Annotated in this window: 10 protein-coding genes; 9 read left to right on the top strand and 1 reads right to left on the bottom strand. The window is 39.2% G+C overall.

Annotated features, from left to right (window positions below; translation table 11 throughout):
* From Q0P34_RS04885 to Q0P34_RS04855, 7 genes are all read left to right on the top strand, one after another.
* A complete protein-coding gene (locus Q0P34_RS04885; protein ID WP_294953694.1) occupies positions 1–720 on the top strand; it encodes a GNAT family N-acetyltransferase in 720 nt (239 codons plus the stop codon).
* Positions 717–1,988, top strand: a complete 1,272-nt coding sequence (locus tag Q0P34_RS04880; protein WP_294953692.1) for a methionine gamma-lyase family protein — start codon at positions 717–719, stop codon at positions 1,986–1,988. Before Q0P34_RS04885 ends, Q0P34_RS04880 begins: the two co-directional genes overlap by 4 nt.
* Positions 1,978–2,688: a DUF2461 domain-containing protein gene (locus tag Q0P34_RS04875; RefSeq protein ID WP_294953689.1), complete on the top strand. Its 711-nt coding sequence runs from the start codon at positions 1,978–1,980 to the stop codon at positions 2,686–2,688. The genes Q0P34_RS04880 and Q0P34_RS04875 overlap by 11 nt, the downstream gene beginning before the upstream one ends.
* Positions 2,689–2,691: 3 nt before the next feature.
* Positions 2,692–6,036 carry a PD-(D/E)XK nuclease family protein gene (locus Q0P34_RS04870; protein WP_294953686.1) on the top strand — a complete coding sequence of 1,115 codons (3,345 nt, stop codon included), beginning with the start codon at positions 2,692–2,694 and terminating at the stop codon, positions 6,034–6,036.
* Entirely contained in the window at positions 6,029–9,535 is a 3,507-nt protein-coding gene (gene addA, locus Q0P34_RS04865; protein WP_294953683.1) for a helicase-exonuclease AddAB subunit AddA, read from the top strand. Before Q0P34_RS04870 ends, addA begins: the two co-directional genes overlap by 8 nt.
* A gap of 116 nt (positions 9,536–9,651) precedes the next feature.
* Positions 9,652–9,855 carry a 50S ribosomal protein L31 gene (gene rpmE / locus Q0P34_RS04860; RefSeq protein ID WP_178668443.1) on the top strand — a complete coding sequence of 68 codons (204 nt, stop codon included), beginning with the start codon at positions 9,652–9,654 and terminating at the stop codon, positions 9,853–9,855.
* Positions 9,856–9,917: 62 nt separating this feature from the next.
* On the top strand, positions 9,918–10,538 hold the full coding sequence (locus tag Q0P34_RS04855; RefSeq protein WP_294953680.1) for a YigZ family protein: 621 nt from the start codon (positions 9,918–9,920) through the stop codon (positions 10,536–10,538).
* A 30-nt stretch (positions 10,539–10,568) separates the two neighbouring features.
* On the opposite strand, the gene Q0P34_RS04850 is transcribed toward Q0P34_RS04855, so the two are convergent.
* Entirely contained in the window at positions 10,569–11,423 is an 855-nt protein-coding gene (locus Q0P34_RS04850; protein WP_294953678.1) for a metallophosphoesterase, read from the bottom strand.
* 137 nt (positions 11,424–11,560) lie between these two features.
* Here Q0P34_RS04850 and Q0P34_RS04845 point away from each other — a divergent pair, with 137 nt between their 5' ends.
* Both Q0P34_RS04845 and Q0P34_RS04840 read left to right on the top strand, forming a co-directional pair.
* A complete protein-coding gene (locus tag Q0P34_RS04845) occupies positions 11,561–12,565 on the top strand; it encodes a deoxyguanosinetriphosphate triphosphohydrolase (RefSeq protein WP_294953675.1) in 1,005 nt (334 codons plus the stop codon).
* Positions 12,566–12,605: 40 nt separating this feature from the next.
* The coding region (locus Q0P34_RS04840) for a CHC2 zinc finger domain-containing protein (RefSeq protein ID WP_294953673.1) at positions 12,606–12,994 on the top strand (389 nt) is incomplete at its 3' end.

Raw genomic sequence — 12,994 nt, 5'->3', positions numbered from 1 at the left:
ATGATAGAACTTATAGAATCAAAGGAACAGCTTGAACAATGGACAAAGCGAGATATATATTCAATCAGGGTTTTGTCTTTGCTTGAATCCTACGGAACAAGTTATCATTTTGCGATGTTTTACAGGCAGATTATCGACGGAAGAATAACCGCAATTTTGTCAAAGCTCGACAATGATGTTACTCTTGCACTTGACGATGGCTTTGATAATGCTGAATTGCTGCGGTTTTTTTGCATAACGGGTCACGGCAATATTCTTTGCGACCCTGCGTTTCAAATCGGTGCAAGGTTTGAAGAGGGTATGATTATGAAATGTGACCGAAAGTTTGACAAAAAAATGCAGGGGGCATTTATTGATGAATACCCAAAGCTTATGGATTTGTACAATTTTGTTGATTACGGCAATAACGATTTCAAGGCATGGTATGTGGATATAAGCCATAGGATAAGGCATAATACGGCAAAGGCATATACTCTAAATGTCGGTGATAACATTATTTCAAGCGGTATTTTATCATCAATTTATGATGACTATGCTGTGCTGTCGGCAGTAAGGACAGATGATGAATTTAGGCGAATGGGCTATGGAAGCAGCCTTGTTTCGCATATTTGCTCCGATGTAAAAAATACTGTATATATTATGCGTGATATGAATTTGAACGAGGATTTTTATAAGGAACTCGGATTTGAAAATATAGGTGTTTGGAGAATGTACAAATGAATCCCTTTTTTAATATCGATGAAATAATTGAAAAAGCATCAGCCTCGGCAATGCAAAGATGTGCCGAAGCCTTTGACGCTATTGATGATATAACGGAATACAATCAATTAAAGGTGCAAAAAGCTTTTATTGATAATGGTATTTCGGAAAGTCATTTCGGATCATCAACAGGCTATGGCTACGGTGACAGAGGCAGAGACACCTTGGATGAGGTTTGGGCACAGGTTTTCGGTGCAGAGGATGCCCTTGTGCGTCACAATTTTACCTGCGGAACACATACACTTGCTACCGCCTTGTTCGGCGTATTACGCCCGGGTGATAAAATGCTTTGTGTTACCGGCACACCGTACGATACTATACATAATGTTATCGGCATTTCCGGTGAGGGTATGGGCTCGCTTAAGGATTTCGGCATAATCTATGACGAGGTTCCGCTGAAGGATAACACACCTGATTTGAAGGCTATTGCAAATGCTGTTGACAGCTCAACAACCATGGTATACATCCAAAGAAGCAGAGGCTATGAGCTTCGTCCGTCTTTAACTGTTGAATCCATTGCCGAAATTGTAAAAACTGCAAAGCAATCTAACCCAAATGTTATAGTTATGGTTGATAACTGCTACGGCGAATTTACTCAAAAGGCAGAGCCGTGCGAGGTCGGTGCAGACCTTATTGCAGGCTCACTTATAAAAAACGCGGGCGGTGGCATTGCAAGAACAGGCGGATATATTGCCGGTAGAAAAGATTTGGTTGAAAAATGCGCATATAGGCTTACAACTCCCGGCTTGGGCAAGGAGGTCGGCTGTACTGTCGGTATGAACAGAGAACTGTATATGGGATTGTTTTTTGCTCCGCATACCGTCGGTGAGGCGTTAAAGAGTGCTGTGTATATCTCTGCTTTGTTTGAAAGCTTTGGCTATGATGTTACTCCAAAGTACAACGAAAAGCGAGGAGACATAGTTCAATGTCTCGGTCTTGAAAACGAGGAAAGCCTTGTTGCCTTTTGTCAAGGAGTACAAAGCGGCAGTCCTATTGACAGCTTTGTTTTGCCTGAGCCTTGGGATATGCCGGGATACGACAGCAAGGTTGTTATGGCTGCAGGTGCATTTACTCTTGGATCATCAATCGAGCTTTCTGCCGATGCACCGATTAGAGAGCCTTTTTACGCTTGGATTCAGGGCGGATTAAATTTTCATTCTGCAAAGATTTGTGCAAAGCTTGCCGCACAATCTATGCTTAATAAGGGATTGTTGAAAAATGGATTATAATTATACAGGTATTAAGCCCGAAAGCATTGAACTTTTATGTCTTAACAGATTTAATGATTCAAGGTCCTTTTATGAGGAGCATAAGGAGGAGCTGAAGCAGGGAATTACCGTTCCTTTAAGACAAATGGTGCTTGACCTTTCGGATGTTCTTCTTGATATAGATGACGAAATGTATCTTGACCCTGTTCGTGTTCATTCACGAATACACAGAGACACGCGGGGCAATCGTTCAAAAATAAGATACAGAGAAAATATGTGGGTGTTCTTTAGACGATATAAAAAGCAATACCCGGCTGCTCCGTTCTATTATTTTGAATTTTTCCCGAGCCATTATGGATACGGCCTTGTTTTTTGGACATGGAGGGCAAGCGATTTTAGGCTTGTTCATAAGATGATTATTGAACAGCCAAAGCGATTTAAGCAGGCACTTAGGGCCTGCGAGGATGCCGGATTTACCTTCAGTGCTTCGGATTATTACAAAAAGGAAGTATATCCGGATGCACCGCAGGAGCTTAAAAAATATCTTCTTGCCAAGAATTTTGCTTTTACCTATGAAAATTCAGATTTAAGCAGGATTTCATCTCCTGTTGTAATTGACGAAATGAGGCTTGCCTTTGATGTTGCAAGACCAATGTATGAGTTTATGATGGATGCATACAAACAAATGATGGATGAGGGATTAATTAAACCGGAGGATTGATAAATGCTGCAGCTTATTCTCGGAAGGTCCGGTAGCGGAAAAACAGAGTTCGTTTTTTCAAAAATAAAACAGCTTATTGACAACGGTGAAAATAATATATTGCTCATTACTCCGGAGCAGTATTCGTTTGTTAGCGAACGAAGATTGCTTAGAGAGTTGGGAGAGGACAGAGTCAATTCGGTTGAAAATGACTCTTTTTCTCGTTTGTCTAATGAAATATTTAATAGATACGGCGGCGAGAGCCTGCCTGTCTTGTCAAAGGGCTCAAAGGCAGTTGTTTTTAAGCAGGTGTGCGATTGCGTTAAGGATGAACTAAAGCTTTTCGGTAAGAATACCGACAACAACGCCTTTATTAATTCTGCCATAAAGATTTATGATGAAATGAAGTCCTGCCGTGTTGATGCAAACGATATTATGCTTGCCTCACAGCAAACCGAAAAGGAAACTCTTTCCCAAAAGCTTTATGATATTTCGGTTATTATGTCAGCCTACGATTCATACATTGAAGGCAAGTACCTTGATTGTGCAAGTGAGCTGACAAGACTGTATGAAAAGCTGTTAGACCTTGATTACTTTAAGGGCAGGATTGTTTTTATTGACGGCTTTAACGGATTTGTTGCCCAGGAGTATAAGATTTTAGAGGTTATACTTAATCAGGCAAAAACTGTATACGTTACATTTTGTACCGATTCTTACAACAGTACGGATAAGTACAGCCTGTTTTCCTATGTAAACAGTAACATCATGTATCTTAATGAAGCAGCAAAAAATGCAGGCGCTCAGGTTGTCGAGCCGATTTTTCTGCGTGATAATCACAGAGCCAAAAATGATGAGCTTGCCTTGGTGGAAAGGCTTGCCTTTGCAAATGTTAAGAATAGCTATGATGGTGAGTGCAGTAATGTAAGCCTCTACTGTGCAAAGTCAATTACAGATGAGTGCGATTATGTTTCAACAAGGATTTGTGATTTGCTGCGCAGCGGTGTAAAAGCGTCCGATATAGTGGTTATTTGTCGTGATTTGGATAAGTATCAAAAGGAATTGCAGTTTTCATTTTCAAAATACAACATTCCGTATTTTAATGACGAAAGGCAAAATATTTCTTCTCATCCGCTTATTATGTTTGTAAACTTTTTGATGAGATGTGCCGTGTTCTCCTATTCGTCCAACGACATCTTTTCTATGCTCAAAACAGGGCTTACCGCATTGTCCGACGACGATATAAACGACCTTGAAAACTATGCTTTTATTTGGAACATTAACGGTTCCAAATGGAAAAACGATTTTGTAAATTCAGCAAACGGCTTTTCCGAGGAAATGTCCGACAGGGATAAGAGCAGGCTTGAGGCAATTAATGTCAGCCGTAGATATGTTGCTCAAAGGCTTGAACGATTTGTATCCTCCTGCAAAAAGAAATCCTCTGCGGAAATTTGCAAGGCTATATATTTTACCTTGCTTGATTTCTCTGTTGATAAGGGTGTTGAACGCCTTGCAAAATCTCTTAACGAAAACGGCAAATCTGTCCTTGCATTTGAGCAGGGTAGGGTTTGGGATTTGCTTATGGATATTCTGGACAAGCTGTCTACAATCTCTACCGATGAGCCTATAACCGTAAAAGAATTTTATAAATACTTTAACCTTATGATTTCAAATGAGGATTTAGGCTCTGTGCCTGCAGGTCTTGACAATGTTCAAATCGGATCTGCCGATAGGGTGAGATGCGATAATCCTTATGCGGTTTTTGTGGTAGGCGCAAATGAGGGAGAGTTCCCGCAAAGCGTTACCTCCTCCGGACTGTTGTCCGAAAGTGACAGAAGTATATTGATAGAGAATAAGTTTAAGCTATATTCATACGGAGAGGTGCTTAACGCACAGGAAAAATATTTTGCTTATATGGCTCTCACCTGTGCGACCGACAGACTTTTTGTATCCTATCGCGGTGGATTTGCAGACGGTGCGGAAAGTATTATTATATCGGAAATTAAGGATATTTTTTCAAAAATCCGTGTTGATTGCTCCGGTTCCGACTTAGGATTAAACAGTCTTTATACCGATGCAAATGCATTTGAAATTCTTGCGTCAAATTATTATGACAATACCGAATTTATTGCCACTCTAAAGAAATATTTTTTGGGCAGGCAGGAATACGGCAGTAGACTTTCTGCCGTTGAACGTCTGTCATCAAATGCGGATATATCGATAAAAAATACAGACCTCGCAAATCAACTTTTCGGCAAAAATATGTACCTTTCTGTTTCAAAGATTGAGGATTATTATAAGTGCGCATTTAGGTATTATTGCAAATTCGGAATAAATGCCCGACCGAGAATAAAGGCTGAATTAAATCCCATGGCAACCGGCTCTGTTATTCACTATGTTCTTGAATGTGTAATCAGAGAGGTCGGCTCTCAGGGGCTTTTGAAGCTTGATGATCGTGATATTTCAAGGCTAACAAATAAGTATCTTAAAGACTATTTGGAAAATAAGATGGGCGACAGCTCGCAGTTTACCAAACGCTTTAAGTTTCAGTTTATGCGTCTTGAAAGAATGATTACATATGTTATTGCTCGTATGCGTGATGAGTTTGAGTGTAGCGATTTTGAGCCTAAAGCGTTTGAGCTTGCAATAGGAAACGGTGCTGAAAATGAGCCTGTAAAATCACAGGTTATTGAGCTTGCTGACGGCGGAACAATACAGATTAAGGGCTATATTGACAGGGTAGACACCTTTGTTCAGGACGGTGTTCAGTATGTTCGTGTGGTAGATTATAAAAGCGGAATAAAAAAATTCAGGCTCAGCGACATCTTGTCAGGCCTAAATTTGCAGATGTTCGTTTATCTTTTTACACTATGCAAAAGCAATCACGACCTGTCCGGTACACAGGCGGGTGTTTTGTATCTTCATTCATCAAGGAGCATTTACAATGTTTCAAGAGGTAACAGCACAAACGAAATTGCGGATAGTGATAATAAGTCGTACAAGATGCCGGGTGTTGTTTTGAATGATGATGAGCACCAAATAGCTCAGCATATGGAGCACGACCTAAAGGGAAGATTTATTGATGTTAAGTGCACAGCAAAAAACGGCATCAGCGGAAGCATAGTTTCTCTTGAGGATATGGGCAGAATTTCAAGAAAAATAGACAGTCTTATTGAACAAATGGGTATGGATTTGCATATGGGTAAAATTTTGCAAAATCCCGTTAATTCACCTACTCACAGCAATACCTGTGAAAACTGTGATTATTCTGCCGTGTGTGCAAACAAAAAGGAAATTATACTTAAAGAGCTTGACGAGCCGTCATTTAACGATGTTCTTAAAATACTGAAGGAGGATGAGGAAAATGCCTAAATGGACAAAACCGCAGCAAAATGCCATTGATGCACGTAATTCCAACATCCTTGTAAGTGCTGCCGCAGGCTCAGGTAAAACTGCGGTTTTGGTTGAACGTGTAATAAAGCTTATTACCGATGTAAGCAACAATGTGGATGTTGACAGGTTGTTGATAGTAACCTTTACCAATGCCGCTGCTGCCGAAATGAAAAGCAGAATATCAAAAAAGCTTCTTGAAATAATTAAAGAAAATCCAAACGATACCAACGCTCGACGTCAGCTGTCACTTTTGCCTAATGTAAATGTTTGCACAATTGACTCTTTTTGCATAAATCTTGTAAGAGAAAGCTTTTATAAGCTGAATATTGACCAGGATTTCAAAATTCTTGACAATTCGGAAAATGCTCTTTTGGAGCAGGAGGCAATGGACGAGGTGATGGATGAGCTCTACGATCTTGACCAACAGGATTTCAAGGAGCTTGTCGACGTCTTTTCAAGCACAAAGGACGATAGGGGACTCGCGCAAACAGTAAGCAGAATAAGTCATTTTATCAATTCGCAGGAATTCCCGAACGATTGGCTCGACGAAGCCTGCGAGATGTATAATCCCAAAATCAGACTTGAGGATTCATATTGCGCAAGCTATGTCATTAATCAGGCAAAATCTTATTTGCAGATTGCTATCGGATTGATAGAGCAATCGTTAAGTGCGTTGAATCCCGATGATGATGGTCATCAAAAGCTTATTGATATGCTTAATGACGATAACAGCATTATTCACGGTATTTATGATAATCTTTCTGCTAATAATTGGGATGACCTTGTTGATATTGTTGACAATGTATCTTTTTCAAGGATGTCATCTGTTAAATGCTCTCAAAAGGAACTTGTAAAAGCAAATAGGGATACATATAAGGAGATTATATCCAAATCCGTTGCCCCTATGTTCTCTATTAAAAGTGCAGATTATACCGAGGATTGTATTCTTCTTTATCCTATTATAAAACAGCTTGTCGATATAGTTAAGCGCTTTAATGATAAGGCAATGGAGCTAAAGCTTCAGGCAAATTCCTTTACCTTTTCCGACATTGAGCATTTCGCAATAAATCTTCTTTTTTATAAGGATGAAGAGGGTAATATTGTTCGTTCCGAGCTTGCAAAGGAGCTTGAAGGCAGCTTTTATGAAATATTGGTGGACGAATATCAGGATACCAATTCGGCACAGGATAAGCTTTTTGAGATTTTGTCAAACGGTAAAAACAGATTTATGGTTGGCGACATTAAGCAAAGCATTTACAGATTTAGGCTTGCAATGCCTCACATTTTTAATGAAAAAATGGAATGCTTTTCTCCGTATTCCGAAAGCACAGACGAAATAAATAAGAGAATTGATTTGAGCAACAACTTCCGTTCGCGAAAGGATGTGTGTGAATTTGTCAATTTTGTTTGCTCTCACTTAATGTCAAAGACGGTCGGCGGAGTTGATTACGATTGCTCCCAAAGCCTTAATGCCTCTGCCGATTATATTGATGTGCCGACAGCCTCTGCACAGATAAAGTACGTTCAGGTACCCGATGATGAGGATGCAGATGAATACGAGGCACACAAAATTGCTCAGTATATTATTGAAAAGGTAAAAAACAGAGAGCAAATTAAGGACGGCAACGGATACAGAGATATTCGTTACAGCGATTTTGCAATTCTTTTAAGAACTGCAAAAAAGCGTATGAATGTCATAACAAACGTGTTTTCGCAGTATTCCATTCCTACTGTTGCAAATAATAAGACAAGCCTGTTTGATAATAACGAGATTATTGTTTTGATAAACCTTCTTCGTACTATTGACAATCCTACTCAGGATATTTCTCTGCTTGCAACTCTTATGTCGGTGTTTTACGGATACAGTGCTGATGACATTTCATTGGCAAGGGTTAATAATCCGCGTGGAAATCTGTATTCTGCAATATGCACAGACAGAAAATTTGATAGCTTTTGTAACGACCTAAAGAGGTATCGTGAGCTTGCATCATCAATGAGTGTAGAAAACCTTTTGAGATGTATATTGAGCGAAACCTCGTATCTGTCGATTATTTCAACCTTGGGTAATCACGAGCAAAGGGTACAAAATGTTATGCTTCTTGTTGATATGGCAAGAAAGTTTGATAATGGAGAAAATGTAGGATTAACCTCGTTTATTCGTTATCTTGATACTGTTATTGATAATGGCTTTAATGTTGAGAGTGCTTCGGTTAATAATTCAGGCAGGGACGCCGTAAATATTATGACAATACATCATTCAAAGGGCCTGGAATTTCCTGTTTGTATTTTGGCGGGAGCCAACCATAAGTATAATAGAGATGAGCTTACAAAGGGCACAATTCAGCTTAATGCAAAAAACGGTATCGGTCTCAAGGTGTATGATAAAGAAAAGCTCTGTCGATATGATTCACTGCAGTATAGTGTTATCAAGAATGTTAACTCCATCGATTTGATGAGTGAAAACCTTAGGGTGCTTTACGTAGCTATGACAAGGGCAAAGGAACAGTTTGTCACCTTTATTTCGGTATCTAACAAATCAGTTGACAGCTATGTTGATTCTGTTTCCAAAAAGCTGATATTTACTAACCCCTATCAATGCAGTGCCATATCTCCGTACGTTGTAAAAAAAGCAACAAACGATGCAGAGTTAATCACTCTTTGTGCGTTGCTTCACAAGGATGCTGACTGCCTGCGTTCTATGTGCAGTAATGAAAATGTAAGGATAGATACAGATTTAGATTTCGATATGGATATTGAGATTTTGGACGACTGCATTCAGCCTGTTGATGTTGATGAGCCTTGTGCCGTTGCAAATGCTGAAATGCTTAAAGGTATTGAGGAAAGGCTTTCTTATTGCTATGACAGGCTTGAGCTTGCGTCATTTTCGTCAAAGCGCACGGCATCGTCGCTTGACAGTGCCGAGCAGGATTTCAAATATCTTACTGCATCAAAGCCTGCTTTTTTAAGCAAGTCAAATATGACCTCTGCTCAAAAAGGAACTGCAATGCATACCTTTATGCAGTTTTGCGATTACCGTGCATCACTGAAAAACCTTGATGACGAAATTGAACGTCTTGTTTCAAACAACTATTTAACACAGGCACAGGCTGATTGCCTTGATAGGAATAGACTAATGACGCTGTTCGGCGGAGAGTTTGCTGAAAGAATGTTTAACAGTGATAATATTTTCAGGGAAATAAAGGTATCCTCCTTTGTTCCTGTTTGCGATATTGAGGACACCGATTTTGAAGATGAGGTTTTGGTGCAGGGTATTGCAGACTGTGTTTTTGAAGAAAACGGCGAGCTTGTTCTTGTAGACTACAAAACCGATAGGGTAGAGGATGAGCAGGAGCTTCTTGACCGGTATAAAAATCAAATAGGCTTTTATAAAGATGCAGTATCAAAAGCATTGAAAAAGCCTGTAAAAGAGGCGGTTATTTATTCCTTTTATCTTAATAAGTTATGTGTTTACAAATAAATTAAAAAAAACACTTGCTTTTTTCTTTAATCTTTGTTATAATTCTTGCGTTATAAGATTTAGTTGCAAACAGCTATATTTCTTCTACTATCGTAAATTTAAGCGAGGTGAAAGTAATGAAAGACGGAATTCATCCGGAGTATCAGGCTTGCACAGTTAAGTGTGCTTGCGGTGCTACATTCGAAACAAAGAGCACAAAAGGCGATATGAAAGTTGATATTTGCTCAAAGTGTCACCCATTTTATACAGGTAAGCAAAAGCTTGTAGATACAGGTGGTCGTGTAGAAAGATTCAACAAGAGATTTGCCAAGAAGGGCTAATCAAAAAATAATGGCAACAGTTGGTAAAACCTCTGTTGCCTTGTTTTTTCTTTGGGGGATATATGGAAGAATATAAAACCATAGAGCTTGAAGCAGATGATTTTTTTATAGAAAAGAAATCTCGTTTCATTGGTTATGCAAAGCCTGTTAAAACTCAACAGGAGGCGCTTGATTTTATTGCAAAAATTAAATCAAAGCATTGGGATGCCACACACAATGTTTATGCCTATGTTTTAAGGGAAAATAATATTCAGCGATATAGTGACGACGGTGAACCGGGCGGAACAGCCGGTGTGCCTATGCTTGATGTTTTGTTAAAGGAGGGCGTTGTTGATGCCTGCGTTGTCGGCACAAGGTATTTCGGCGGCACTCTTTTGGGTGCAGGCGGACTTGTGCGTGCTTACAGTCATACATCAAAGATAGCCCTGCAGGCTGCACATATCATCACCATGGCAGAATGTGATGTAATGAGTGTTGACGTTGACTATTCGTTTTATGAAAGAATGAATAATATGCTTTCGGATTTTTCCGCTAATATTAAAGATACCATGTTTGCCGATAATGTTAAGCTCGTTTTTTCGATAAAAAAAGACCGTGTCGAGCCGTTGCAGTCAAAGCTGACAGATGTAAGCAACGGCCGTTACAATCTTAAATATATTGAGTCGGAATTTGCAAAAGTATAGGCAATAAAAAAGCAAGCAGGATAACCGGCTTTATCTTGCTTGCTTATTAATATTAATTACATTTATTTCCGGGTGATTGAATAGCCTAAAGGGAAATTCTGCGTTTCCGAGACCTCTTGATACAATCAGCATCGGCCTTTCACCAAATGAGCCTCTTGAGTATTTTGGGAACAATCCCTGACCGGGAGAAAATACAGGTCCCAAAAACGGCAGACAGAACTGTCCTCCGTGTGCGTGACCGGATAGCTGAATGTCAAAATTATATTTTGAATAATTCATTTCCTTTACAGCCTCAAAGTTTTCGGGAAAATGGGATAATACAATTTTGAACCCGTCCTTTTCGTTAAGCATATCAAAGTATGGTGACATATCCTTGTAAATAAACGTACCGTTTTTGCGTGCCTTGTAGTCATCAAAATCGGCTTGGTTTTCGTCAAGACCAAGAATATTTATTTTACAGTCTGAATTGTTGTATTGAGCAATCTCATTGAGCAAAACGTTAAAACCTATTTCAGACAATTCATTCATCAATTCATCAAAGCACTCAAGCCGTCTTTCGTGATTGCCGGTTATATAATATACCTGTGTAATATCGCAAAGCTGCCTTGCATAATCAAGCATTTTTTCCTTGTTTTTGCAATGGTCATTGATGTAATCACCGGTTATGCATATTATGTCAGGTTTAAGGTTCTTGGTAATTTTCAGCACTTTAGAAAAAGGCTTTGAATGTAAATCGCTGAGTTGAACAATTTTTATACCTCTGTCAAAGTCTTTTGTACTTAAGTTATATTCGGTAACATCTATCAGGTTGTTTTGAAGATATAGAAAAAATCCAATAATAAAAGCAACGCAGATAATAACCGAAATTGTTAAAATATTTTCCATAAAGCACCTCTATGGCTATGATACATTTTTATTTTTATTCAGTCAAGATAAAAAAATAAAGGAATTATGCATATTTTTAAGTATAAAGTATTAGAGAGAAAAAAACAGTAGTATTTTGACGAAAGGGGCAAGAAGAATTGGACAAGTGTATTCGTCAAATTTCCGAGGAAAACGAAAGAAAAATTTTGTCGCCTGTTGCTGCACTTTCCTGCGAAAGCAAAGGCAGGAGGGTTGATGAGCCCGAATGTGATATAAGGACTGCCTTTCAAAGAGATAGGGACAGAATTATTCATTCCCAATCATTTAGAAGACTTAAGCATAAAACACAGGTGTTCCTTTCCCCTACAGGAGATCATTACAGAACACGACTTACACATACGTTAGAGGTATCCCAAATTGCAAGAACCATTGCCAATGCGTTACAGCTTAATGAGGATTTAACCGAGGCTATTGCTTTAGGTCACGATTTGGGCCATACACCGTTTGGACATGCAGGTGAAAGAGCACTTGCCGAATTGTCGCCTAACGGATTTAAGCACTACGAGCAAAGCGTTCGTGTTGTTGATATTCTCGAGAAGAACGGTCAGGGGCTTAACCTTACAGATGAGGTAAGAAACGGTATTTTGTGCCATACTATCGGTGAGGACGCCTATACCCTTGAGGGACAGATTATCAGAATAGCAGACAAAATTGCATATATTAATCACGATATTGACGATGCTATTCGTGCGGGAGTAATGGCAGAGGAGGATATTCCTCTTAATATCAGAATGAACCTTGGTATGACAAAGAGCGAAAGAATAAACAATATGGTGCTCAATGTTGTACATAACAGCACTGACTCAAAAATCCTGATGGATGATGATTTTTGGGAGCTGTTTAATGACCTACACGAATTTATGTTTGTTGCTGTTTATAAAAACCCTGTGTGTAAGGGTGAGGAGGTTAAGGCTGTTGCAATGCTTGAGAAGATTTATGAGCATTATACAAAGCATCCCGAACAGCTTCCCGAACAGTTTTGTACCATTGCCGACAACGAGGGAGTTGACAGAGCAGTGTGTGATTATATTGCCGGAATGAGCGATAATTATTCTGTTAAGGTATTTAATCAGCTATATGTTCCAAAGTTTTGGATAGAATAAATATTGAATTAGTATTAATTATAATGGAAAGGAGCTTGCTATGCCATCTTTACCGGATAGCTTTTTGCAGGAGCTAAAGCTTAAAACGGATATTGTTGATTTGGTGTCGTCGTATGTAACGTTAAAAAAACGCGGTAACACATATGTGGGGCTTTGCCCGTTTCATAACGAAAAAACTCCTTCCTTTACCGTTTACGAAAACACGCAAAGCTTTTATTGCTTTGGCTGCGGCGCCGCAGGCGATTGTGTAGGCTTTACCCGAAAGATAGATAATCTTGATTATATCGATGCAGTAAAGTCCTTGGCACAACGTGCAGGTATGCAAATGCCCGAGGACGGATATGATGATTCTCTTTCAAAAAAGCGAAGAACCATTTTAGAAATTAATCGCGAAACTGCAAGGTTTTATCATAGCTATATGATGAGCGA

The sequence above is a fragment of the uncultured Eubacterium sp. genome, from assembly GCF_945980375.1.
In the GTDB taxonomy this organism is placed as follows: domain Bacteria; phylum Bacillota; class Clostridia; order Oscillospirales; family Acutalibacteraceae; genus Eubacterium_R.
This window is presented reverse-complemented; position numbering and strand designations above follow the sequence as displayed.

Coding starts and splice junctions, on each gene's coding strand:
- Q0P34_RS04885 (WP_294953694.1), top strand. CDS start 1: ATGATAGAACTTATAGAATCAAAGGAACAGCTTGAACAATGGACAAAG.
- Q0P34_RS04880 (WP_294953692.1), top strand. CDS start 717: ATGAATCCCTTTTTTAATATCGATGAAATAATTGAAAAAGCATCAGCC.
- Q0P34_RS04875 (WP_294953689.1), top strand. CDS start 1,978: ATGGATTATAATTATACAGGTATTAAGCCCGAAAGCATTGAACTTTTA.
- Q0P34_RS04870 (WP_294953686.1), top strand. CDS start 2,692: ATGCTGCAGCTTATTCTCGGAAGGTCCGGTAGCGGAAAAACAGAGTTC.
- addA (WP_294953683.1), top strand. CDS start 6,029: ATGCCTAAATGGACAAAACCGCAGCAAAATGCCATTGATGCACGTAAT.
- rpmE (WP_178668443.1), top strand. CDS start 9,652: ATGAAAGACGGAATTCATCCGGAGTATCAGGCTTGCACAGTTAAGTGT.
- Q0P34_RS04855 (WP_294953680.1), top strand. CDS start 9,918: ATGGAAGAATATAAAACCATAGAGCTTGAAGCAGATGATTTTTTTATA.
- Q0P34_RS04850 (WP_294953678.1), bottom strand. CDS start 11,423: ATGGAAAATATTTTAACAATTTCGGTTATTATCTGCGTTGCTTTTATT.